The organism is Pseudoflavitalea sp. G-6-1-2, from assembly GCF_012927185.1.
In the GTDB taxonomy this organism is placed as follows: domain Bacteria; phylum Bacteroidota; class Bacteroidia; order Chitinophagales; family Chitinophagaceae; genus Pseudobacter.
Genome location: NZ_JABBGB010000002.1, coordinates 839723 through 865170, shown reverse-complemented (window position 1 = coordinate 865170; position 25448 = coordinate 839723). Strand labels below are relative to the sequence as shown.

General features: G+C 47.0%; 21 protein-coding genes. 10 read left to right on the top strand and 11 right to left on the bottom strand.

The genetic code is table 11. The features are described from left to right. Positions 1–133 precede the first annotated feature (133 nt). Genes HHL16_RS13130 through HHL16_RS13120 form a run of 3 tightly spaced genes read left to right on the top strand, consistent with a single transcriptional unit; the run spans position 134 to position 3508 of the window. Positions 134–829, top strand: a complete 696-nt coding sequence (locus tag HHL16_RS13130; RefSeq protein ID WP_169425652.1) for a class I SAM-dependent methyltransferase — start codon at positions 134–136, stop codon at positions 827–829. Further along, positions 826–2001 (top strand): glycosyltransferase family 4 protein, encoded by a 1176-nt coding sequence (locus tag HHL16_RS13125; RefSeq protein WP_169425651.1) that lies wholly within the window; start codon positions 826–828, stop codon positions 1999–2001. The genes HHL16_RS13130 and HHL16_RS13125 overlap by 4 nt, the downstream gene beginning before the upstream one ends. 10 nt (positions 2002–2011) lie before the next feature. After that, positions 2012–3508: a hypothetical protein gene (locus HHL16_RS13120; protein ID WP_169425650.1), complete on the top strand. Its 1497-nt coding sequence runs from the start codon at positions 2012–2014 to the stop codon at positions 3506–3508. Positions 3509–3517: 9 nt separating this feature from the next. Here HHL16_RS13120 and HHL16_RS13115 read toward each other — a convergent pair whose 3' ends face one another. Continuing rightward, positions 3518–4351, bottom strand: a complete 834-nt coding sequence (locus tag HHL16_RS13115) for an FkbM family methyltransferase (RefSeq protein WP_169425649.1) — start codon at positions 4349–4351, stop codon at positions 3518–3520. A 65-nt stretch (positions 4352–4416) separates the two neighbouring features. Here HHL16_RS13115 and HHL16_RS13110 point away from each other — a divergent pair, with 65 nt between their 5' ends. After that, positions 4417–5289 carry a glycosyltransferase gene (locus HHL16_RS13110; RefSeq protein ID WP_169425648.1) on the top strand — a complete coding sequence of 291 codons (873 nt, stop codon included), beginning with the start codon at positions 4417–4419 and terminating at the stop codon, positions 5287–5289. A gap of 5 nt (positions 5290–5294) precedes the next feature. Continuing rightward, complete coding sequence (locus tag HHL16_RS13105) at positions 5295–6215, top strand: glycosyltransferase (RefSeq protein ID WP_169425647.1); 921 nt, start codon at positions 5295–5297, stop codon at positions 6213–6215. A gap of 1 nt (position 6216) precedes the next feature. Here the strand turns inward: HHL16_RS13105 and HHL16_RS13100 are convergent, their stop codons facing one another. From HHL16_RS13100 to HHL16_RS13070, 7 genes are all read right to left on the bottom strand, one after another. After that, positions 6217–7398 (bottom strand): glycosyltransferase family 4 protein, encoded by a 1182-nt coding sequence (locus HHL16_RS13100; RefSeq protein ID WP_169425646.1) that lies wholly within the window; start codon positions 7396–7398, stop codon positions 6217–6219. Next, positions 7395–8084, bottom strand: coding sequence for an NAD-dependent epimerase/dehydratase family protein (locus tag HHL16_RS13095; RefSeq protein ID WP_169425645.1), 690 nt, complete (start codon positions 8082–8084; stop codon positions 7395–7397). Before HHL16_RS13095 ends, HHL16_RS13100 begins: the two co-directional genes overlap by 4 nt. 17 nt (positions 8085–8101) lie before the next feature. Continuing rightward, complete coding sequence (locus tag HHL16_RS13090; protein WP_169425644.1) at positions 8102–10633, bottom strand: YfhO family protein; 2532 nt, start codon at positions 10631–10633, stop codon at positions 8102–8104. Positions 10634–10708: 75 nt separating this feature from the next. Then, on the bottom strand, positions 10709–10987 hold the full coding sequence (locus tag HHL16_RS13085) for a DUF1905 domain-containing protein (RefSeq protein ID WP_169425643.1): 279 nt from the start codon (positions 10985–10987) through the stop codon (positions 10709–10711). Further along, entirely contained in the window at positions 10984–11775 is a 792-nt protein-coding gene (locus HHL16_RS13080; RefSeq protein ID WP_169425642.1) for an alpha/beta hydrolase, read from the bottom strand. The genes HHL16_RS13085 and HHL16_RS13080 overlap by 4 nt, the downstream gene beginning before the upstream one ends. Positions 11776–11880: 105 nt before the next feature. Continuing rightward, a complete protein-coding gene (locus tag HHL16_RS13075; protein ID WP_169425641.1) occupies positions 11881–12783 on the bottom strand; it encodes an AraC family transcriptional regulator in 903 nt (300 codons plus the stop codon). A 28-nt stretch (positions 12784–12811) separates the two neighbouring features. Next, positions 12812–13921, bottom strand: a complete 1110-nt coding sequence (locus HHL16_RS13070; RefSeq protein WP_169425640.1) for a glycosyltransferase — start codon at positions 13919–13921, stop codon at positions 12812–12814. A 64-nt stretch (positions 13922–13985) separates the two neighbouring features. Between HHL16_RS13070 and HHL16_RS13065 the strand changes: the two genes are divergently transcribed. Beyond that, entirely contained in the window at positions 13986–14270 is a 285-nt protein-coding gene (locus tag HHL16_RS13065) for a hypothetical protein (protein WP_169425639.1), read from the top strand. A 14-nt stretch (positions 14271–14284) separates the two neighbouring features. Then, positions 14285–15061 carry a queuosine precursor transporter gene (locus HHL16_RS13060; protein ID WP_169425638.1) on the top strand — a complete coding sequence of 259 codons (777 nt, stop codon included), beginning with the start codon at positions 14285–14287 and terminating at the stop codon, positions 15059–15061. Here the strand turns inward: HHL16_RS13060 and HHL16_RS13055 are convergent. Then, complete coding sequence (locus tag HHL16_RS13055) at positions 15058–15579, bottom strand: GNAT family N-acetyltransferase (RefSeq protein WP_169425637.1); 522 nt, start codon at positions 15577–15579, stop codon at positions 15058–15060. The genes HHL16_RS13060 and HHL16_RS13055 overlap by 4 nt on opposite strands. A gap of 11 nt (positions 15580–15590) precedes the next feature. Then, entirely contained in the window at positions 15591–16310 is a 720-nt protein-coding gene (locus HHL16_RS13050; RefSeq protein ID WP_169425636.1) for a PrsW family glutamic-type intramembrane protease, read from the bottom strand. A gap of 60 nt (positions 16311–16370) precedes the next feature. On the opposite strand from HHL16_RS13050, the gene HHL16_RS13045 reads away from it, so the two are divergent. Beyond that, the gene (locus HHL16_RS13045; RefSeq protein ID WP_169425635.1) at positions 16371–19196 is read left to right on the top strand and encodes a hypothetical protein; all 2826 of its coding nucleotides are present in this window, start codon (positions 16371–16373) and stop codon (positions 19194–19196) included. Positions 19197–19315: 119 nt separating this feature from the next. Beyond that, positions 19316–20878, top strand: coding sequence for a bifunctional GNAT family N-acetyltransferase/carbon-nitrogen hydrolase family protein (locus tag HHL16_RS13040; protein ID WP_169425634.1), 1563 nt, complete (start codon positions 19316–19318; stop codon positions 20876–20878). 85 nt (positions 20879–20963) lie between these two features. Here the strand turns inward: HHL16_RS13040 and HHL16_RS13035 are convergent, their stop codons facing one another. Then, a complete protein-coding gene (locus tag HHL16_RS13035) occupies positions 20964–23594 on the bottom strand; it encodes a valine--tRNA ligase (protein ID WP_169425633.1) in 2631 nt (876 codons plus the stop codon). A gap of 450 nt (positions 23595–24044) precedes the next feature. Between HHL16_RS13035 and HHL16_RS13030 the strand changes: the two genes are divergently transcribed. Continuing rightward, on the top strand, positions 24045–25427 hold the full coding sequence (locus HHL16_RS13030; protein ID WP_240966129.1) for an exonuclease domain-containing protein: 1383 nt from the start codon (positions 24045–24047) through the stop codon (positions 25425–25427). Positions 25428–25448 lie beyond the last annotated feature (21 nt).

The following is a 25448-nucleotide window of genomic DNA, read 5'->3' as shown; positions in this document are numbered from 1 at the left end:
TTTTTTCCATAAGCTGTATTCCTGTTATCGTTATACTCAAAATTACCGGATCTGCAATACAAATATCATCCCGTTTTAATCATCACATAACCGGAAAAAAACCATTTCTTTGCGCAACATTATCCATTAAAGTATGCTCAGTCCGGAGTTCAGGCCATCCATATTCTTCCCATACTATTTCATCAGAAAGGGATTGATGTCTAAAATCGATCAGTACAAGCATGTATTGCATGGTAAGATGATGGATTTTGGCTGCGGCTCCAAACCCTACAAATCCATTTTTACAGTGGATGAATACGTAGGTGTGGACTTCATGAACGAAGGCCATCCCCACGATCAGGAACAGATCGATGTTTTTTACGATGGCAAATCCATCCCCCTCCAAAGCAATTATTTCGATTCGGTGCTCAGCAGCGAAGTATTCGAACATATCTTCAACCTCGAAGAAATTCTCGACGAACTGAATCGCGTACTCAAATCCGGAGGCCGGATGCTCATCACCTGTCCGTTCGTATGGAAAGAACACGAAGTGCCGCATGACTATGCCCGTTACACGCGGTTCGCACTCAAACACCTGTTCAATAAACACGGGTTCGAAGTAATTCAGGAAGACAAAAGCGGTAACTTCATCGAAGTGATCTTTCAACTGATAGTACTGTATTTTCACGACTACTGGTTTCCGAAAGTCAGCCGTATTCCCGTTGCCAGACAACTCTTCCAGTTCTTCTTCTTTGCCCTCCCCAATCTTACGGGAGCAGTACTCAGCAAACTGTTCCGCAAACGAAAAGAGGTCTATTTCAATAATATTTTCATAGTGGAGAAACGATGAAGGCAGGCAGAAAAAAAATGGTAGTGCTGGCGCACGATGCCAGTTTAAGTGGAGCGCCCGTACTGCTGTACAACCTGCTGCTTTTGCTGAAACAATCCGACGATATAGAAATTTCGCTGATGGCCATTCAGCGGCCCGGACCATTGCTGCCTCAGTTCGAACAACATTTTCCGGTGCTGCTGCTGAAGCCCGCCGGGTATGCGAAAGAAGGCAGTATCCCTAAAAGACTCATCGGCATTATCCGCAACCGCATCAGATTAATGAAACTGATGCGGAAAGCAGCTGCCGCCGACCTGATATTCAGCAATACCATCGTTAATGGAGATCTGCTGAAAACCATGTCCTTCCTCCGGAAGAAATCCATCACCTATGTGCACGAACTGGAGCAGGTGCTGGCATTTTATGCCCAAACCGGACAAACCACCAATACGCTTCAATACAGTACTTTGCTGGCTTACCCTTCCATGAAAGTGAAGCAGGTACTGCAACAGCAATATGGTGTTGCCGATCAGAAACTGGGCAGGCTGAGTTATTACATGCCCGTGAATCAGCAGCAATTGCAGCCGTCTGCTTCGAGAGCAGATTTTGTTCAGCATTTCAAAACAACATACGGTCTGCAAAATGCCGGTATGCTGGTAGTAGGCATGGGCAAGATCGGCCGAAGAAAGGGAACTGATATATTTGTTCATATTTGTGAGCTGGTAAGCAGGCAGAACAAGGATATCCGGTTCTGCTGGATTGGTGATGCAGAAAGCAGCGAAGAGCAGGAGTCCATCCACAAACTGGTGGCAGAAAAGCAACTGGATAATCAACTTGTATTTACCGGTGCACTGGCACACGATTATTATAATCTGGCAGCATTCGATATCTTTCTGCTCAGTTCGAGGGAAGATCCATATCCGCTGGTAGTGCTCGAAGCTGCATTGATGGGAGTGCCTTCCATCTGCTTCGCAGAATCGGGAGGCATTGCAGAGTTTGTAGGCGCTGATGCCGGCTGGACCATCCCCGGTTTCGATGTAGAGCAGGCCGCAGCAAGCATTCTGCAATTGTACCATCAAAAAGAGGTACGCATCGAAAAAGGAAACAATGCGCGTGAGAAAGCGCTCCGGCAGCATGTGAATCCGGAGCTGGTGAAAGAGCAATTCAACGTTTTACTGAAACAAGGCAACTGATATTTTTATTATGGGCGAGATTCGCAAACAGGTACTTCAGTCTTCTTTTCTATCGTATGTCGGCTTTCTGATCGGAGCCGCCAATACTTATTTCTTTGCCCGTGCCGGTTTCTTCACTACTGAACAATACGGTCTCACACAAGTGATTCTTAGTTTGTCCCAGATCATTGCTCCGCTTGCTACACTGGGCATGACGGGCTTCATGAACCGTTTCTTTCCCTACTACCAAAGTCATCTGGACAATAAGAAGAATGATATGCTCATGCTCACTGTGCTGGTGAGCGGAATAGGCATTGTGCTGATGTTTGTGGGCTGCTTCATCTTCGAGCCACTGGTGATCAGGAAGTTTCAGGCCAAGTCTCCTTTGCTGGTTGAATATTATTACTGGACCTTGCTCTTCGCCTTCTTCTTTACACTTTTTACCTTACTTGAATCTTATCTGTACACGCTGAAACGCTCGGTGCTGCCGAGTTTCATGAAAGAGACCTTCTACCGGTTATGCGTAACAATTCTGATTGCGCTCTATCTGTTCAGAGTGATCGATTTCGGCATATTTGTAGTACTGTTCTGTTGCACCTACCTGCTGATTGTAGCAATACTGCTTGTATATCTGGTGAAAACCAAACAGTTTCATTTTGCTACCAGTTTCAGTTCAGTAACAAAACGATTCAAAAAGAATATCAGGGTATACGTGAGTTATGTGTATACAGGGCTGGCAGTGAACAGCATTGCACGCCAGATCGATACTATTGCACTGGCTGGTGGACAAAACCTTGCAACTACAGGTATTTACTCACTCAATCAGTTTGTGGCGGCCATCATACAGGTGCCTTATCGTGGGGTAATTGCCGTTGCGGGGCCGCATATCGCAGAAGGCTGGAAGAACAAGAATTATCAGGAGATAGCGCGTATCTATCAACGGTCTTCCATCAACCTGCTGTTGATCGGTGCTTTTCTTTTCTGCAATATCTGGCTCAATTACGATGATGGACTAAAAGTGGTACATATCGATAATGATTTCGCTGCAGGCAAAACTGTTTTTCTATTGCTGGGGATCTGCAATGTTTTTGAACTCTCCACCGGCAGCAATTCTGCCTTGCTCAGCACTTCACCCGCATGGCGTTTCGAGTTCTACAGTGGCCTGTTGCTGCTTGCATTATCCATTCCTTCAAATATTTTCGCGGCCAAATTTTACGGAATGGATGGGGTAGCATTTGTTACTTCAGCCACTTTGGTTTTGTACAATATTGTGAGATTGATCTTTATCTGGCTGCGGTTCAAAATGTGGCCCTTCACTGTTAAAACCATTTACGCGATACTGTTGCTGCTGGCATGTCACCTCATCACCTGGTACCTGCTCTCGGATATGCACAGTTTGCTGGGCATCATTCTGCGTGGTTTGCTTTTCAGCACCATTTTCTTTGCCGGCGTTTTCTACCTGAAACTTACGCCGGATCTCACCCAGTTTCTGGAGGTAATGAAGAAGAGATTGATGAAAAAGAAGTAAGCCGAAGCCTTATTTTTTTCTGAAACAGAATATATTCAATTGCACATCGTAAGGCACTATTCTGTCAGACCTGTAGAATGGTGTGGGATATACATTGGCAGACTCCTTAATATAGTATACAAATCCACTTTGCTCCATCCATTGGAATATATCAGTGAGTTCATTTACTTGTTTGAATGAACCGTGATACTCCAGAAAAAACTGATCTACATTCTTTAATTCTTCCCGGCAATCTTTGAGAACCTCATATTCCGCTCCTTCAATATCCAGTTTCAAAAAATCTACTTTTCTGCCGAGCAGGTCTTTCAGTCTTCTGGCTTTTACCTGAATGGTATTGCGTTTGCTGGATTCTCCAATCTTACTGTCCTGCGTTCCATCATTGATAAAACTCAGTGTGGTATTCTCTTTCCAGATAGCCTCATTGTGCAGTCTGATTTTATTATTCGCAGGCGCATTACTTTTTAATCTGGCAAAATTCGCGGGATCTGGTTCAAACGCATCCACTTCTGCATTGGGGTAATGGAGACTGAAGTACAGTACAGACAATCCGATATTTGCTCCGCAATCCAGAATGTATGGAGTGGGGGTATCAAAACTTGTTTTGTAAACTTCATCACCAAAAATTTCGACAAGACTATGCAGCAGTTCCGGTCCATTGGTGAAATGGATAGCCTGTCCCTTCAGATTATAGATATGCTCCCTGTCGGCAGGCAGATGTTTCAGCCGTTTAATGGAAAACCAGTTAAGACCGGCTTTTTTGTAACTTCCTGCATCCTTTACTTTTAACCTGTTGAGTATTCCTTTCAGCAGATTTGATGAAAATTTATTTTGGGATTTTTGCATATTATTACGGATGTTTGCCAGATTTTATTTTCCTGTAATATATTGATTTCTAATTATTAATAAGGATGATTTCAGTTGTAATCTGCTCCATCAATGCTGATTTCGCACGGCAAGTTAAGCGAAATATTGATGAAACAATTGGAGTACCCGTTGAGGTGATACTGATCGACAATGCGATATTGAAGAAAAGTATCAGCGAGGTCTACAATATGGGAGCGGCACAGGCAAAATATGATATCATCTGTTTTGTGCATGAAGATGTGCTGTTCCGTACCAATCATTGGGGACAAATCATCGTATCTCTTTTTCAGCAGCATCCTACATTGGGCCTCGTAGGCCTCGCAGGAGCCAAATACAAAAGCCGCACTTTTTCAGGATGGAGCACCAATAACAAAGCATTAGATTGTGTGAACATCCTTCATCTCGATCCACACGGGAATGAGCAACTGTTCAGTGTAAATCCTCAGCCAGGTTCGAAGCAGCAGGAGGTGGTAGTGATCGATGGTGTTTTTATGTGCACCACCAGAAAAGTATGGCAACAGTTCCCGCACAATGAAGCACTGATCACCGGATTCCATTTGTACGATATCGATTTTTCCTTCGCCATTTCTGAGCAATACAAAGTGCTGGTGACCTATGAAATCGATCTCACGCATCTTACCACCGGAGGAAGTTTTGGAGATAACTGGCTGGAACATACGATCAACTGGCACAGGCATCATAAGAACAAACTTCCAAGAAGTATCCTGCCTGCTGCGCAGCTACCCGGGCGCATAGAAGCAACTATCCGTAAAAGTTGGATGCACAGGCTGCGCACTGAGAAGATCAGCTGGGCCAATAAATTTAAATGGATATTCGGGTCAGGAATTATTACGGATCCGTATTACTGGCCCTATGCCGGACTATTTTTCTTTTACAGAATCTTCAATAAAAAATAAGAGGGATGGATACTGTTGCCGTTTCAGTCTGCATACCTGCCTATCGCAAACCCGATCAACTGATCAGGCTGCTGGAATCCTTGCTGTTGCAGCGTTTCAGCAATTATGAAGTGATTGTTTCCGATGATAGTCCTGATAATAGCGTGCGCATTATCTGTGAGCAGTACCAGCATAAACTTCCTCTTCAATATTTTCATAACCAACCAGCGTTGGGCAGTCCTGAAAACTGGAACAACGCCATCCGTAAAGCCAAAGGAAAATGGATCAAGCTCATGCATGATGATGATGCATTTGCAACCCCCGACAGCCTCGGAGCACTTTATGCACTCACTTCCGGCGGAGCTGATTTTGTTTTCAGCGGCTACAATGTTGTGGAAGAAACTTCGATCCGCTCTTCGCATCATATTGCGCCATCATGGGTTGAAAAACTGAATCAGGATCCGCGGCTGCTGCTGTCCAATAACGTGATCGGACATCCCAGTGTTACCATGCATCTCAACAACGGCCGGCTCTGGTACGATAAACGCATGAAATGGATGGTGGATATCGATTTCTATGTCCGTTGCATGCAGCAGGGCAGCTTCAACTACAGCACTGAACCGCTCATCAATATAGGCCATCACGAAGCACAGATCACCCGCTCTGTATTCCTGGACAAAAAAGTAGTGGTTCCCGAAAACATGCTGCTGCTGCATAAACTGGGAGAAGAGCTGCTGGGGAATGTGCAGATCTACGATTATTACTGGCGATTGCTCCGCAATTACAATATCGGCAGTGAAACAGAGTTGCAGCAGTTATCGCCCGTAGCTGTTCCGGAAAAGATTAAAAAGATGCTGAAGTTTCAGCGGATGTTCCCGCAGTGGCTTCTAAAGATCGGGCCAGTATCTAAAGTATTGATGGTACTCAGCCGGATGCTGAACAGGTAGGTCAGAAATTATTATCGGTATACAAAAAGTTAGTGTACTCTCTGCAAAATACTTCCCCGCTGAATTTTTCAATGGCGATCTCGCGGCCACGTTTGCCAAATCTTTCCTTTGCTTCGGGATGTTCTGTAAGCCATTGCAGCAATGATGCGCCTTCCTCTATAATTTCCGCTTCATCGGTGGCTTTGATCAGCAGGCCGTTTTCCATATGCCGCACATAATCGGGTATTGCGTTCACTGCCGTGCTCATGATGATGCGGCCATGTGCCATCATCTGCATCACCACAAGGGGGAGTCCTTCATAGGCGGAAGTAAGTATCAGTACATCGGAGTTGTGGTAGATCTGCTGCATCAGGGCTTCATCCCTTACATTTCCATAGAATTTGCAGTAAGGATATTTTGCCGGGTCGATCACATTCTCCACGTCGCCCACAAACGAAAAATGAACAGGTGCGTTCCGCTGATGGAGTTTCTCCGCAATGCCGGCAGTAAGCGGAACCCGCTTCTGTGGCGCTCCGCGGCCGATGAATACCACTTCGAGCTGCGGATTGTGAACGGGTTCGTAAGGTCCTATCGGAATCATGTTCTCCGCAAAACGAAGGCGTTTTGCATATGTGGCATCCACTCCGTTTTGTTTGTATTGTTCTTCCACGTCGTGCATCAGCTTAATGGTGCTGAATATGCGCAACGTAATGAGATCTATGAATCCAATGGAGTAGTGCAGCCAGGTATCGAGATGACAAAGCTCTATTCTTCTTACACCGGGCTTCACATGCGCGAGCATCTTGTAGAAGAACAAAGACTCTCCACCGAAGATCACTGCATTGGGGGCACTGTTTATCCATGATGCGAGTACTCCACGCCAGAAGAAGTTTACGAAATGAAAGAGCTTGTTATCGATCTTTTTATGCAGGTCGAGACAATCGAAATCTTTGAAAAGCTCGGCATGGCCATTGTTGCGCGGCTTCTTGGAGAAGATTATCAGCGGACGTTTGTCTTTGATGCAGTCAGCGATATCTGCATTTACTTTGATGGCGCCACCGATATCGGCAGAAGGGTAGAAGAGAAAAGTACTGGTTTTCTTTTTCAGCGGAAAGAGTTTGCCATAGATCAATCCGGCCAGTACAAAGGGAAACATCCCGATGTATTCCAGTCTGCGTTTCAATACTCCTTTGCGATGGCTCATGCGCTGTAATATTTTTGCAGCAGTTGCTGCAGGTACCCTTTGCCGAAATGTATGTTCAGCGCGTCGCAGGCTGCTTTGATGGCCTCTGTGTGAATGGTTACTGCTGCGCCTTTGTCTGCAAGGGTGTAAATGCCTTTCTTTCCGCAGACGGCTTCCATACTGTCGACAATCAACTGAACCGGATAACTTTCGGTATTGGCGATATTCACTGTCTGGTTGGTAGCCTCCCCATGTTGCAACAGATAATCAGCAATGCGGAATACGTCTTCTGCATCGATAATGTTTCTTTCAGAATGTTGCCAGAGCTGAAAAGGAATGCCCTGAGAAATATGCTGGTAAAAATAATTCAGTATCGTGTTCGGGTTTTCCGATCTCCCTGCCAGATTCGAGAGCCTGAAGATCGAATAGCGGTGCGCGACAGACCTGATCAGTTCTTCCATATTCAGTTTGTGCTGAACATAGGCTGTATGCTGCAGATCGGCATCTTCCACACTGGTGGTGCTGAAGTACACGAGCTGCATATCAGCATGCGCTTTCATTGCCTGTCGCAGCATGTCTTCTTCTCTTCTGAAATCCGCATCTGTACTTGTTTTGGAGTTGGAAACTCCAGATGCGAAAATCAGAAACCGCTCATCCTGCGCATAACTGCTGAAACTCCCGGCCACTAGTCCTTTTCCGATAACCATAAGTAATGTATCCTTGTTTACTGCGCTTTTTTCTTCCAGAGCCACCAGCATCCACCCAGCACCAGCAGAATGGAAATGATTCCGCTGATCAATGTGATGGTATTGCCGGTTTTATAAGATTGCGGTTCGAATTTGAATTCAATAGTATGCTTGCCCGATGGAATGCTCATGCCACGCAGTGTATAGTTCACTTTCGCAATCTGCGCTGGTTTACCATCGATGGTAGCCGACCATCCATTGGGATAATACACTTCACTGAACACTGCAAACTGATTGCTCGCTGCATTGGTTTCGTACGAAATGGCATCGCTGGTATTGCTGATCAGTTTGATGGTTGCCAGCGAATCGAACTGCGGCTCGAATGCCACTTTGCTCTTCTCACGCTGATCCATGATCGCTGTATCTGCAGGATGGAAACTGTTGAGTGCCGTCATCTCTGCATCTGCATTGGGAACATATTGGATGCTCTTTACAAACCAGGCTGCTCCGAGTGCACCGGGATTCACCTGCGCAACAGGTTGTCTGGTCTGCGGATCGGCCACGATGAAATATTTTGTATTGAGCATATTGAACACTGCCATATTGCCCCTGTTCAGCTGATAGGTTGCAATATCATCGTAGGTAGCGAGCCTTGCAGGCAGATAACCGCCGATGGAGTGGTGGTGGTACGATGCTCTTGAGTCTGCAAAAGGATTGCCTGCTGTCTGATCGAATACACGATAATAACCAGTATCCTGCTTTATCTGAAGATCAGCGGCTGTTGCATTGAATGGCGCGAGGAAATCTTCTTTGGCAATATAGTTCTCGTCTTTCAGATACCTGCGGTCTACAGGCAGCAGATCGATGAGATTGAGCACTATGAAAATGGCCATTATGTATTCGCCTTTCAGTTTCTTTTTTGCACCCAGCCATACCAGTGCTGCTGCCAGTGCAAAAAATAGGAGCGTGCGGAGCAGATCGCCTTCGTACAAGGTTTTGCGGTCGGCAGACAGTCCGTTCATGATGCCCGAAGAAATAGTTCTGGCTTGTTGCTGCACCTGCTCATTGGGTTGACCACCCTGTGCGGCCATTTGCATGATCGCTCCTGCAATGCCTTCTCTGAGCTGGTTATCGCCTTTCGCTTTGAAGCTTCCGGTGAAATAAGTGCCGAGCAGAATAGCCACAACAACCAATACTCCAATGCCCGCAAATTTGATTTTCTTCATCAGCTCTGCTTTATCCCAGTCTTTGAACAACAGATCGTTCAGGGCCATGGTTGCCAGCAGGGCAAAAGTGAGTTGCGGTATCACCAGGGCCGTTGTTACTGCCCTGAATTTATTGTAGAAAGGAAGATAATCGAAAAGGAAATAGTTCACTGCCTGGAAATTGCTTCCCCATGCCAGCACTATGCCGATGATGCTCGCAGCAATGATCCATCCTTTGTGCGGCGACTTCACTACAAATATGCCCACGATGAAAAGCAGGCAGATGATTGCACCGAGATAAACAGTTGCCGAAGTGCCGGGCTGTGCCCCCCAGTAGGAGTTAAGTGCAGGGTAAATATAATTGGCGAATTCCTGTGGCAACTGCGATTCCTGCAATGCCTGAATAGCTTTGCCATTTTCGGGCAGTTCACGTGGACCATCACTGCCGCCATTGTAAGCGGGCATGGTGAGGGTCATGGTTTCCGCAATGCCATAGCTCCAGTTGAATGCATAATCTTTATCCAGTCCACCTTTCGAGCGGTGATCCACTCCCAGTTTTTTCCCGTCTGGTCCGATGGTGAGTTCAGATCTTCCTCCACGCATCGACTCTTTGGAGTAGGAGTTGGTAGGAAGCAATATCACTGCATAGTTGGCTACGCCGAGCAACAGCGAAGCGATGGCCAGTGCAGCTGTTAGAATTACCGGTTTGAAATCTTTTTCGCGGATTGCACGAATCAGCAAAGACACACCAAAACAACCTGCAATCAGATAAGTGTAATACAATATCTGCAGGTGATTCTGCCAGGTGAGCAGGGTACTGAAAGTGAGTGTTACCAGAAAGCCCAGCACATATTTCCGCTGGCTCAGCAATATCAAGCCAGCAAGCAATGCCGGTGCATAACCCATCGACATCAGTTTGGTATTGTGACCAATTGCCGCAATGATGGCATTATAGGAAGCGTAAGCATATCCCAGCGACCCGAAGATGCCGGTGATGCTGCGCAATCCCAATGTTTGCGTAAGAATGTAAAATCCGATACAGCTCAGAAAGAAGAAGCTGGCCGGCTCCGGCAATCCCGCGGTGAATACTATATGGAGTACTGCCAGGGTGATATTGTAACTGGCCTCAATGCCGATCTGGAAGGCAGGGATACCACTGTAACTCCAGGTGCTCCACAGAGGCCAGTGCCCGAACTTCTCTTTGTATTCCTGCGATTGTTGAATCATTCCTCTCCAGCCAAGGGTATCGTGCTGGTTAAGTATCATGCCCTGAAAGGCAGGTAAACAGAAGAGTACAGCAATGATCAGAAAAATCCCTATTGCGATTACATGCGGTTTAAACTGCTGCCAGATTGTTTTGTTCATTATACCAGGTTGTTAAAAGATGCGACAAAATAAGGCAATTATTTGGTAAGTTGAACCGATTGCAGCAGCAGGCCTTCAGATCTTGCCGATTATTTCAACGGAGACGGAATCGCCCGTTCCTTTTCCGATCAGTTTACGCAGTTTGGCGTTCACACCCATCAGATGGGTGCCATCCTTCAGCGGCAGAAAGGCGTTTTCAAATGGATGGCCATCGATCTTTCCCCGCACTTTCACGGCTTGCCTCGATCCGAATGCGGCACCTACTCCGTCCCATACGAAGTAGGTCCACGCACCTTTTCCCGGATCTGTTTTCAGTATTGCTTTGATGTTGGCAATGGATGTTTGCTTTTTCATGGCTGTTGATGTTGTGGTTTCAGAAAACCGGTTAACACTGGGAGTACCACTTCGGGAGAAGGCATATGATCCTGTCCCTTTACCTCGATATACACGGAGTGGGCAATGGCCTTGTGCAATTGGTTCCCCACTTTGTGCATCGATTCCGGACTCAATTCTCCCACCATGATGCAGGTGGGCGTTTGCAGTTTCATCGCTGCCGCCACCGGTGGCAGTTCGCTGGCCAGTTTGGTGTCGTATGTGAGGGTAGGTGCGAGATCGACCATCACCTGCCAGTCGGGAAACAAACTGTCGAATGCTTCGGCAGGTATTCCGATGCCTTCGAGAAACCCGGTGATCGCTTCCTGATTCTTACCTGCGTCGAGTTGCTGATACAGCCATGTACCGAGCGATTGAAATTCCTCCAGCGCTGCTTCATCGGCACAGTAAGCCGCATCGTACAGCACCAGTTTCTCTACTTTGCCGGGAAGTTTCATTGCTGTTTTCAATGCAAGGATGGCTCCGGAAGAATGACCGAACAGAATGGCTTTGCCACCTGCCGCATCGATCAGTGCTTCGATGTCTTCGATCTCACGGTCTGCCGACCAGGGAAGCGTATTGCTGCTATCGCCCCGCCCGCGGCGATCATAGTTGTACACGGTGAAAGCAGATGAGTAAACTTCCACATCATATTGTACAGGTTTGAACTGGCGGTGGCAGGTAGCGCCTGTAATGTAGATCAATGCCGGACCTTTTCCTGAAACATCATAGGCCAGTGTTGTACCATCTTTGGACTGTATTGTGTTCATCGTTTGTGTTTTTGTGTGTTGAATTGTTGTACGATGCAGCTGCAATACAAAAGTAGATGCCGGCATGCTGCTGGCTTTGTTCAAAAACCGCTTTGCATGGTCAATTTACCGGTTCTGCTGATGGCGGAATTCCAAAGGAGTGAGACCGGTGTATTTTCTGAAGAATTTGCTGAAGTTGGCGGGATCTGAAAAGTTAAGCTGGTAGCAGATCTCAGCGATATCCATATTGGTGTACAGGATCAGCGATTTCGCTTCTGCCATTATACGGTCGTGGATCATCGACAACGCATTGCTGCCTGTATTGGATTTGATGTATTCACTCAGATACTTGGGAGTGATGGATAACATGGCAGCATATTCCGCCACTGTTCTTTTTTCAATGTAGTTGTCGTTCACCAGCTGAACATATTGCTTCAGCAACACCGATTCGGGTCTGGTGATGCGATCTTCCTGCCTCGACTGCTGAACAAATGTTTTCAACTGATACAATACTGCCAGCATTTTCAGCGCAGCAACGGAATGCTGTTTGTCCTCTGCTTTTTCATACGCCACAAAGAAATCTTCAAACTCTGTCGCCAGCTGTTTGTATTTATCCTGCGTTAATCCGAATACCTGTGTCTGCTGCACATCGAAGAAAGGGAATTCCTTATTGAAGTCTGGCCTGAAGAACGAAAAGCAGGGCAGTTTGAAATAAACGAAATATCCATATGCGAAAGGAGTACGGTAGAAACTGGATAGCAGTCCTGGTGCCTGAAATACCAGAAAACTGTTTATCTCCATCGCGCCTTCATTATCGTATTTGATGCGGGATTGTCCTACGCCATTCATCAGTCCCATGAAGTAGAAGCTTCTTCTGAAAGGCGGTTTGTAGAATTGCTGAACATCCGGACCTTTATTGATGCGAAAGCAAAACAGATTGGGATCGATGGTTCTGTCGGCGAATGGCGTACTGGCGAAGAACTCATTGATATCATCATAAAAAGGAATATTGCTGTTTGTTTTGCCCATTGCCTTTTTGTTTGCGGGTTCTGCTCCTTTACGATTTCAATGCGGCCAATGCTTTGGCTGAAATGCTTCCCCAGTAGAACTGCGCGAAGAAGTCTGCCGGCATGGTAATTTTTATGTTGCTGAGTTCAATCACTTTTTCGCTGAATCCTTTCCAGTCGTCATCTGCCACTATCTGCAGTTTTCCTCCGCATAACGCGGCATCAACGCCTTCTGCGCCATTCACTGTTGAAACTGCATTGAGGTTATTGCCCAAAGCCTCTACCAGCTTGGTTTTGATGCCTCCTCCGGAGATCAGCGGATTAAGAAAAATATCTGCTCCCCTGAAATAGATATCGATATCTGGCACAAAGCCGGCTATCACCATATTGGGCGTGGCAGCATTAACGATATGTGCGGGAATATCCTTTCCGCAAATAAGTAGGGTGTAAGGCATTGCGGATTGCTGCAATAACGGATTCACTTTCTGAATGATCATTTCCAGCGCCTCTACATTCGGTGCATAATTGAATGCGCCATTGAACAGCAGTATCTGATGATGTTCGGGTATATGATGCTGTTGCTGCAGCCATTGCCGGCTTTGCTGATGTGCTGTTAAGGTTGGTGGCGTATCCCACTCGATACCATACGTTACTACTGTGCATTTGGAAGGCTTCAATCCGAAACGGGAAATGGCATACTGCCTGTCCTGCTCCTGAATAAAAAAACTGTGATTTGCCCTGCGGTGCACATACCGCTCATATTGCCACAGTATCTTCCACCACCATTTGTGCAGGGTTTTCCAGCGAAGCCCTTCGATATTGTGAGAATGCACTATCAGTTTCACTCCGGTAAACCACTTCAGCAATATGCCCAGCCATCCGTAATAAGGATGTTCCAAAATGAGATGAGTGATTTTTTTCCGGCGGATGATATTACGCAACGTGAAAAAATAAAATATATTCACGTATCGCAGCGGACTATTGGAAAGTATATTGAGCAGTTCGTACCCTTCGGCCAATGCAGGATCGTTACTTTGCGTAGTAACCATGCTCAGGCTGCATTCTTTTGAAAAGTATTTGTAGAAAAGGGCGATTCCTTTCTGGCCACCCATCCGGGGAGGTAAGAATTGATAGGAGGCGATACTCAACACTTTTATCATGCTATATCAGCTAAAATTGAATTCGGGTTGGACAAAATAATGCAATTTTACACCAACTTGGTTTATGCGTAAACTATTATTTTTCTGCAGGGTAGCCTTTATCTGCAATATATGTTTTCTGCTGGCATGGCTGTCTCAGTACGTTCCCGTCTCGTTACAGGGGCATGCCGGAGCCACCATTGTGGTGCTGGGAACAGGAGTAGCCATTGTGCTGAACATACTGGTGAACTTTTTCGTTATCATTTCCCTGTTGCAGAAAAAGGGCAACTGGAGTACCTTTCCGCGATGGCTGATCGTGAGCAATTTTCTGCTGTTGCTGTTTCAGATCTTCATCCTCTTTTTCAATTAATCATTTTTTGATACATGATCCACAACATTATCCGTGATAAACCTACCAGACTGTTTATCCTCCTCGGAAGTTTTTTTATTGCCAACGCTATCATTGCCGAGATCATCGGCGTAAAATTATTCTCGCTCGAAGAAACGCTGGGCATCAGCAAATTCAGTTTTTCGCTGCTCGGCGAAACGGGCTTATCCATCGACCTCACTGTGGGCGTGCTTACCTGGCCCATTGTGTTTATCATGACGGATATCATCAATGAATATTATGGAGTGAAGGGTATCCGGTACCTGAGCTTTATTGCTGCCGGACTCATCGCTTTCGCCTTTCTCGTATTCTTCCTCGCCATCAAAACATCGCCAGCCAACTGGTGGGTGCCTTCGCAATCAAAGAATGGCGTACCCGATATGCAGGCAGCTTACAGTCAGATACTGGGGCAGGGCATGAACATCATCGTAGCCTCACTCACCGCCTTCATGATCGGACAGGTAACAGATGCCACTATTTTCAAAAAGATCAAAAAACTCACGGGAGAAAAGAATATCTGGATGCGTGCTACATTGTCCACGCTCGTAAGCCAGCTGATCGATACCGTTGTAGTGCTGTTCCTCTTCCTGTATGTAAGCCTCGGCTTTCCACTCGGAAAAGTACTGGCCATCGGCATCGTGAACTATATGTATAAATTCATTATTGCCATAGTGATGACGCCGGCCATCTACCTGGTGCACTGGCTCATTGAAAGATACCTCGGAAAGGATCTTGCCACCGAGATGAAGAATTCCGCGATGTCGAAAGGCTAATCAGCTTTGCTGATTGGCTTCTCCATCACGTAGTCGTTCATCTGATAGCCATTGCCAATTTCGATATCAACTTCTTTGGTAACGGTAAAGCCCAGCTTTTCGTAGAAATTCCTTGCCTTGTTGTAACGGTTTACATTGAGTCGGATAGCGGCAGCGCCTTCTTCGAGAATCTGTTCAATCACAAAATCGAGTAATGCACGGCCAACGCCGCTGCCCTGTGTTTTGGGATGAACATAGATTTTGTGGAGATGGAAAACGCCTTCGTCTTCAGTGGGAGCATAAGAGGCATATCCAACAGCATCTTCGTCGAGTTCGGCAATGAGAAAACGCTGGCCTTCCTTTGTCATTTGATCGGTTAGGGCTTCCGGATTGTACATCATGTCGAGCATATAACTCAACTGTTCCGGAGAAAGGATAGCTCCATAGGTTTCGGGCCAGATCTGCTGCGCAAGGTAGCCGATGGTGGGTATATCTTCCAGGTCCGCAAAGCGGATAACCAGTTCTGCACTTGTATTCATGGGCGACAATATTATGGATTTTCAAACACTTCTTTTGATAAATTCTGATGAATGCGAATGGCGCGCCAGGCGAGTCTCATCGCAATCCAGTAACAGACCAGCGAGCCGAAAGCCAGCATACCGGTAGAAATGTATCTTGTAACATTGGGGTTTTTCTGAAGGAATAAAAAGAAGTCGAATGCTCCGTGGAAAACCACTGCCAGCAACACTCCTGTGAGCAGCCGCAGTACAGGTTTATGTTTGTCGAATTTGGCAAGCCCAGCATGGAAACCCATCAGTACGCCGAATGCTGCATGCGCAGGAACGGAAAGGAACATGCGCATTACGCCGGTGGCAAATCCGTTCTCCAGCACATACCATATATTTTCAAATGTGGCGAAGCCCATCGATACCATCACGGAATAAATGATGCCGTCGAATGGTTCATCGAATGCCGGCTGCCGGTAGGCATAAAGTCGCAACATCATGAACTTGCTGCCTTCTTCACTCATAGCCACCAACACAAATGCCAGTAAAACATAATAACTAACGGAGTAAGGAGAGAGCCATGCATCCAGCACCGGTTGCAGGCTGGTCTGGATAAGAATGGCGGGCAAGGTACTTACAACGCCCAACAGAAAGGAGAATGCCAGATTGCGCAGCGGCTCCCTGTCGTACTTATCCCTGGTATAAATAAAAAATGCAATAGCTAGTCCGGGTGCCAACGCTAATGCCAGAAGTGAAAGGACCATAATCCAAAAATAAACAAAAGGGCGAATGGTGTAAATGGGAAATGGTGTAATTTTCCCTTCATGTATAAATCTCTGTTACTGGCCGCCGCCATACTCACTGGTACTGTTGCCACTGCGCAGCAGTTTGGTGGCCATCCCCCTTCAACCCGCTGGCGTCAGGTAAACACCGATTCAGTACGTGTAATCTTCCCTGCCGGACAGGAACGGGCAGGGCAGGAAGTGGCAGGCATCATCCATCGTATCGGTCAACAGCCGCAGGGCTTGCTGGGTAAAGGATTCAGAAAAATCAGCATCGTACTTCAACCCAATACCACCGTTTCCAATGGATATGTGGGCTTAGGTCCATGGCGGAGTGAATTCTATCTCACAGCACCGCAGAACAGTTTCCAGCTAGGAAGTCTGCAATGGCATCAGAGCCTTGCCTTGCACGAGTACCGCCATGTGGAGCAATACGCCAATTTCAGAAAAGGCATTTCAAAACTCGCTTACATCTTATTTGGTGAACAGTCGCAGGAACTGGTGAACAGTGCTGCCATCCCTAACTGGTTCTGGGAAGGCGATGCGGTGTATCAGGAAACCATCCTCAGTCAGCAGGGCAGAGGCAGAGTGCCAGCATTCTTCAACGACTACAGAAGCCTCTGGGCAGCCAATAAAAAATATTCATGGATGAAGCTGCGCAACGGATCGCTGCGCGATTTCGTTCCCGATCATTATCGCCTCGGATACATGATGGTGGCCTACGGCCGCGAAAAATACGGAGACGACATCTGGGCAAAGATCACTAATGATGCTGCACGCTTCAACGGGCTGTTCTATCCGTTTCAACGCGCTGTTAAGAAGTATACCGGAGAATCTTATCGTCAGTTCCGGGCCAATGCCATGGCGCATTTCAGCGATGTGTTCAAAAACGATTCAGCCTCCGATGCTGAAAAATTTGCAGCTACGCAAAAGCATTTTGTGGGAGATATTGCCTTTCCGCAGTTCCTCGACGATCATACGCTCGTGTACGTAAAAAGCAGTTACAAAAAACTGCCAGCTTTTGTGGTGCGCGATATGAGCAACGGAAAAACAACACAACTGCGTATCAAAGATATTTCGCTCGACGCCAGCTTCTCGCTCCGCAACGGAAAAATAGTGTATGCCGCTTACGAACCCGATATCCGCTGGAACTGGCATAACTATTCCGTGATCAAATGGCTCGATGTAAAAAGCAATGAGCAACGCACACTCACACATCGTACACAATATTTCTCCCCGGATATCAGTGAAGATGGATCGCGCATTGTGGCAGTGAAAATTGAACCCGGACAAACACCGGCGATTCATCTGCTCAACAGCAATGATGGATCGTTGATCAGTGCATTGCCCAATACCGAAAACTATTTTTATACCTATCCCAAATTCTTTGGAGATAATTCCATCATTACAGCAGCACGCAATAATAAAGGTGAGATGGCTTTGCTGCAAATAGACCTGAGCTCGGGAAACCCACGCCAGTTAACGCCTTTCACGCATAATGTGATCGGATATCCTGCGGTTCACAAAGATACCATCGTGTTCTCCGCCACGCATGGAAGACTCGACAGGATCTTCATGATCGTTCAGGGAAAAATGTACAAACTGAATCCCGCACAGGCATCCACCTACACCGGGCAATACATGCCGCAGATAGCGCATGGCCAATATGTGTACACTGCTGTAACGGCAGTGGGGGATCGCCTGCAACAGGCAGCAATAAGCAACAATGAGCTGCAACCTATTGCTGAAAGCGAGTTCGCTCAGGCGCCCGTTGCGTATGATGTTGCAGAAATGCAGGCAGGAAAATACCAGCCGGTGCAAGCCGCCACCTCCGATACGGGATTTGCTGTAAGCCGTTACTCCAAAGGATTCCGGCTGCTGAACTTCCATAGCTGGAGACCATTTGTAGATGATCCTGATTACACGCTTTCCATCATCGGAGAGAATGTGCTGAATACGTTGCAATCGGAAGTGTATTTCAATTACAACAACAATGAGCGCAATAAAGAATTCGGTGTGAACCTTACGTATGCGCAGCTCTTCCCGTGGATCAGAATCGGAAGCAATTACATCATCGATCGTCCGTTTACGTTCCGCAATCAGCAGTTGTTTTTCAGTGAGTGGAACTCATCTGCAGGTTTACTGGTGCCGCTCAATTTCAGTAAGGGAAGGTTCAATACGCGGCTCACAGTGGGGTCGGACATCGCTTACAAAAAACAATATGTGCAGGGATCGATGAAGAATATGTTCAACCTGAAAGGATTCGCTTTTGTGCGTCCGTATATCAGTTTTGTGAATCAGGTGCAGACGGCGCAAATGCATATACTGCCGAGATGGGGACAGAATATTCAACTCAGCTACAATCGTGCTGTATCGCGGGTGGAGAGCAATCAGTTCCTTGCAACAGGCTATTGGTATTTTCCGGGATTGGCGCTAACGCATAACCTCGTGATCAATACATCCTTCCAGAAAAGAGATACGGTAGAGAAATATATTTTCGGCAGCAGTTTTCCTTTTTCGCGCGGCTATACTGGCGTTAATTACCCGCAGATGTGGAAGCTGGGAGCAAACTATCACCTTCCCTTGTTGTATCCGGATCTTGGAGTTGGAAACATTGTTTACTTCCTGCGCGTGCGCGCGAATCTTTTCTATGATCATACCAACGGAAAATTCTACAACAAAGGCAAAGCGTATAACGATGAACTTCGTTCCTATGGAACCGAGATCTATTTTGATACCAAATGGTGGAACCAGCACAATGTAACATTCGGCTTCAGGTATAGCAGACTGATGGATGGAAACGTGCAGCGACTGAACGCCAATCAGTGGGAATTCATTATGCCGGTGAACCTGCTGGGATCGAGATAACAGTTCTCTTAAGATATTATGCATACAAGCGGTTGCTCATCACGGCAACCGCTTTTGTTATTAGCATGCGCCAATAATGTAGTAAATTATGGTATCGTTCACCCCAAAATTGCTGAGATATGGCCAAGTCGAACAAAGCAAAAACAAAGGAGAAAGAACTGAGCGTGAAGATCAGGCAGCTGACGATCGATGATTTCGATGCAGTGGTAACCATGCAGCTCGCTGCCTTCCCTGAAATGAAGCCCTGGAAGAAAGAACAATGGGAGCAAACGGTCACCACTTTTCCTGAAGGACAAATGGGCGTGCTGCTGAATGATGTACTGGTAGCGAGTTCCAGCTCCATACTCCTGAACTTCGATGAATTCTCCATCAATCATTCGTGGGCTGAGATAACGGGCAACGGCACCATGAGCACGCATAACCCGCTGGGCGATACACTTTACAGCATCGAGATAATGGTAGACCCTGCCTACCGTAACATGAAACTCGCACGCAGGCTATACGAAGCACGCAAGAAACTCGCGCGGGAAATGAACCTCAAACGCATTGTGCTGGGAGGCAGACTGCCTAACTATCACACCGTAGCCGACAAAATGAATATCCGAGAATATGTGCAGCATGTAATGGATAAGAAACTGTTCGATCCGGTGCTCACCACGCAATTGTCCAACGGTTTTGTGCTCAAACGCATCATCAAAGATTATCTGCCCGGAGATGCGGAAAGCTGTGGCTACGCCACATTCATGGAATGGGTGAACCTCGATTATCAGGCAGAAGGAGAACAGGTACTGAACCCATACGTGCGCGTATGTGCCGTACAGTACAGAATGCGGCTGGTGAACAGCTTCGACGAATTCGCGAGATACTGCGAATACTTCATCGATGTGGCAGCAGATTACAAAAGCGATTTTGTGCTCTTTCCGGAAATGATCACCATGCAGCTGCTTTCTTTCCTGCCTAATCAGCGACCCGGACAAGCCGTGCGTCAGCTGGCCGACTTCACCGGACAATACATCGATTTCTTCAGAGAGATGGCCATACGGTACAACACCAATATCATAGCCGGTTCGCATTTCAGTGTGGAAGATGATAACGAACTCTACAACATATCTTTCCTGTTCAGGCGCGATGGCAGTTTCGACAAACAATACAAACTGCATATCACTCCGCACGAAAAGAAATGGTGGGGCGTAAAGCCGGGAGAAAAAGTTGCGGTATTCGATACGGACTGCGGTAAGATCGCCATCTCCATCTGTTATGATATTGAATTTCCTGAGCTGGCGAGAATCGCTACCAGCAAAGGTGCACAGATCATCTTCGTTCCGTTCAATACAGACGACAGAAGATCGTATAACCGGGTACGTTATTGTGCGCAGGCGCGCGCTATCGAAAATCAGATCTATGTGGTGCTGGCAGGTTGTGTAGGTAATCTGCCGCAGGTGGATAATCTGGATATTCAGTACGCGCAAAGCGCCATTCTCACTCCATCGGATGTGGAGTTTCACAGAGATGCCATTGCTGCCGAAGCAGAAGCGGGCGACGAAACACTTATTTATCAGGATCTCGATATGCAATTGCTCAAACGCAACAGGGTAGCGGGTAGCGTGCGAACATGGCTCGACAGAAGGAATGATCTCTACCGCATTTTGTATTTTGAAGATGATCAGGAGAAGATCCTTTAATCATCATCTTCGACTTCATAAAACTGAAAGAGGATGCCTCAGCTGAGACATCCTCTTTTATTATTTTCGACAGATCGCTTTGCATTTATTGCAGATGCGCAAGGCTCTCTTCGATGATCTTCATTTTTTCCAGTGCATCGGCTTTCTTTTTCTGCTCGTTTGCCAGAATCTCTGGTTTGGCATTGGCAACGAATTTCTCATTGCCGAGTTTCTTCTCAACAGAAACGAGGAAGCCTTTCAGGTATTCCAGATCTTTCAGCAATTGCTCTTTCTGATTGCCGGTTTCGAGCGGCTTCTCCGTTGCAATGCAGTATTTATCTTTCTCCACCACAATAGTGAGTGTGCCTGCTACCGTTTCGTTTACGAAGAGGATCTCCGTTGCATTCGCCTGTTTGGCGAGAATCGGGAGGATGCCTTCATATGCCGCCTGATCAGTAGTTTGGATGTACACTGTGATCGGATCTTTCGGCTTCATCTGATTCTTCTGACGAAGGTCGCGGATGCCTGAGATAGCCTGTTTCAGCAGATCACCCTGACGGATGAGCTTTGCATTTACATCGCCTGCTGCGGTGAATTGCTTCACACAGAGATCGTCTGTACGCTCTGCCAGCAGATGGTAAATTTCTTCGGTTACAAATGGCATGAAAGGATGCAGCAACTGCATCAGTTCGCTGAAGTACTCTACCGTTTTGTTATAGATGCCTTCGCTCATTGGTTCTCCGAACGGTGGTTTCACCCATTCGAGGTACCAGCTGCAGAAATCATCCCAGATCAGTGAGTAGATGGTTTTCAGCGCCTCACTCAGTTTGAAGTCGGCAAATTGTTTTTCAACAGTTGCTTTAGCTTCCTGCAGGCGGTTATTGAACCAGTTGATAGCGAAATGATCGGTATCGCCGGAACCCTTTGCCAGATTGGCTTCCCAGAGTTTCAGCAACTTAAGGGCATTCCAGATTTTGTTGTTGAAGTTGCGGCCCTGTTCAGGTGATGTTTCATCGAACAGCAGATCATTACCCGCAGGAGCGGAGATCATGATTCCGAAACGAACCGCATCTGCACCCGATGCCTCGATCAGTTTCAACAGATCGGGAGAGTTGTTGAGCTGCTTGCTCATCTTCCTTCCCAGTTTATCGCGCACCATTCCCGTGAAGTACACATCACTGAATGGTTTCTCGTTCATATATTCCATACCCGCCATAATCATGCGCGCCACCCAGAAGAAGATGATGTCTTGTCCGGTTACGAGCACAGCCGTAGGGTAGTAATAATTGATGTCGGGGTTACCGGGATTGGTAATTCCTTTGAACACTTCAATAGGCCAGAGCCAGCTGCTGAACCAGGTATCGAGTACGTCTGCATCCTGAGTAAGTTTTGCTTCGTACCCGAACTGTTGCTGAAATGCTGCATAGGCAGCTGTTTCGTTTTCGGCAACAACAAAGTTTCCTTTCTCGTCGTACCATGCAGGGATCTGCTGACCCCACCAGAGCTGACGGCTGATACACCAGTCTTTTACATTCTCAAGCCAGTATTTGTAAGTGGCGAGAAATTTATCTCCCGGATGGATGCGAACCTCGCCGCTGGTTACGGCATTCAGTGCTTTATCGGCCAGTGAACGCATGCTCACGAACCATTGCGTGGAGATGCGCGGCTCAACCACGGCATTGCTGCGCTGGGAGAATCCGGTTCTCGTTTGGTATTCTTCTTCTTTGATAAGCTGACCTGCATCACCCAGCATTTTTACGATGCTGATGCGTGCCTCGAAACGATCCTGACCCACACAGATCTCAGCAGCAGGGCTAAGGGTGCCGTCGGCATTCAGGGTATCGATGGTAGGCAGGTTATGTTTGAGACCGAGGTTGTAGTCGTTGATATCGTGTGCGGGCGTTACTTTGAGTGCGCCGGTACCGAACTCTTTGTCTACATATTCGTCCTGAATAATAGGAATGGCGCGGTTCACCAGCGGAACCAGCACTTTCTTTCCATGGAGGTGAGTGTAGCGGTCGTCTGTAGGATTTACGCACACTGCCGTATCGCCCATGATGGTTTCGGGGCGTTGTGTAGCGATGGTGATGAAATCGGCCGTTGGTTTACCGTTTTCATCAGCCACGAAATATTTTACGTAGTAGAGCTTGCCCTGAACATCGCGGTATTCCACTTCCTCATCGCTGAGGGCGGTTTTTGCCGCGGGGTCCCAGTTGATCATGCGCGCGCCGCGATAGATCATACCCTTGTTATAGAGGTCTACGAATACCTTCATCACCGAACGGTAATAGTCGGGGTCCATGGTGAACGAAACCCTGTCCCAGTCTACAGAACAGCCCAGTTTGTCTATCTGGTGATAGATGATGTTTCCGTATTTTTCCTTCCACTCGAAAGCATGTTTGAGAAATTCTTCACGGGTGAGATCACTTTTTTTGATGCCCTTTTCTTTTTCGAGCATCTGAACCACCTTGGCTTCTGTGGCAATGGAAGCATGGTCGCTGCCGGGAACCCAGCAGGCATTGAACCCGCTCATGCGGGCCTTGCGGACGAGGATATCCTGAACGGTTTCGTTGAGGGTATGCCCCATGTGCAGAACGCCTGTGACGTTGGGTGGAGGTATCACCACCGTGTACGACGGGCGACTATCGGGTTTGCTGTTGAAATACTTTTTCGATTTCCAGTGCTGATTCCATTTGTCTTCTGCAGAAGCCGGGTTGTAATTCTTGCTTAATTCCATAAAAGTGACTACATCTTTAAAGGATGGCAAAGGTAAGCAATACGGGGCTGGAAAAGAAAAAACCGGCATCATGGGATAGATGATTGCCGGTAAAGAATTTGATATGGCGGTCAGGTAAGCACTTTCGGGCCTAAAGGCCGTACCAGTACAGCCAGGTGAGAAACATGATCAGGGCTAAAAAACCTACTGCGATCAGGAATACTTTAAAATTCTCCCCTAATTGATTCTGTTTTTTCATACTCTAACACATTTTAGGTAAAACCGGAAAAAATTGTTGTTTTTAGCGGTTGTCATGGGATACGGTGCCAGGAGTGTCTGTACGTGTAAACTGCGGTCGTGAGGTTCTACCAATCAATAATATACGGGGTTCTTCAGGGATGGGTTGGATACAAAGTTAGCATAAGGATTTTACAGGTGCAAGCCCCAGTTTTACGGGTTCTTCCTAACTTTATGCCCGCTATGTACGCCATTGTCGATATTGAAACTACCGGGGGATATGCAGCCAGCAATGATATTACGGAAATTGCCATTGTATTGCATGATGGAGATAAGGTGATAAGGCGTTTTGAAAGCCTTGTGAAACCAGCCATGGCCATCCCGTATTATATCCAGAGCCTCACAGGCATCTCTCCGGATATGGTAGCCGACGCCCCCAGATTTGAAGAACTGGCCGAAACCGTGTACGATCTGCTGAAAGATCAGGTGTTCATAGCACATAATGTAAATTTCGATTACAGCTTCATCAAACATCATCTTTCCGCCGCCGGGTTCGAACTGGAAACACAGAAACTCTGTACCGTAAGACTTAGCCGCAAAGTTTTTCCGGGATTGCCCAGTTACAGTCTGGGTAACCTGTGCAGGCATTTCGGCATCAGCAACGAACATCGTCACCGCGCCGGTGGTGATGCCGACGCTACCGTACAGCTCTTCGAGCACCTGCTGCAGAACGATGCTGCGCCGCATATTGCACAATTTATAAAGAAGAAATCAGCTGAACAATCGCTTCCACCGCATCTGCCGAAAACGGTTATCGACAAGCTTCCCTATACTCCCGGAGTGTATTATTTCCACGATCAGAAAGGTAAAGTGATCTATGTGGGCAAGGCCAAGAATATCAAGTATCGCGTGCGAAGTCACTTTACACATAACGGAACAGGCAAACAGCGGCAGGAGTTTCTTCGGAATATTCACGATATCAGTTTCGAACCCACCGGCACGGAACTGATGGCCTTCATTCTCGAAAATGTAGAGATCAGAAGGCTCTGGCCGGAATTCAACAGAAGCCAGAAGAAGTTCACACCTGCGTTTGGGCTATATCGTTATGAAGACAGGAACGGGTACATCCGCCTCTGCATCGAGAAACAGAAAAAACACCTGCAACCGCTGTATACCTTCAATCTGCTGATAGAAGGGCATCGCCTGATGCGGAAGATGATGGAAGCCTATCATCTCTGTCCCAAATTGTGTTTTGTGCAAACGGATAATGCAGCATGTGTTGGTGTGGAAGGACATGCATGTCTAGGTGCCTGCGAGCAGAAAGAAACCCCCGACCAATACAATGCAAGAGTGGAAGATGCTATTGCATATCTGGAACAATTATTGCCGAGCTTTGCCGTTGTTGGGGAAGGAAACAATACCGGCGAGCAGAGTTGCATCCTCATCGAAAAAGGACGATTCTATGGAATGGGCTATCTGCCCGGAGATGCAGGTGTTGCGGATCTCGATGCGCTGAAAGATCATCTCACCAGATATCCTGAGAACGATTATATCCGGGGGCTGGTGTATCAGTACGTGGACAGATATCCTCAGAAAAAAGTAAGTTTCCCGGCATAGCAGGTTTACTAAAAGTTGAAA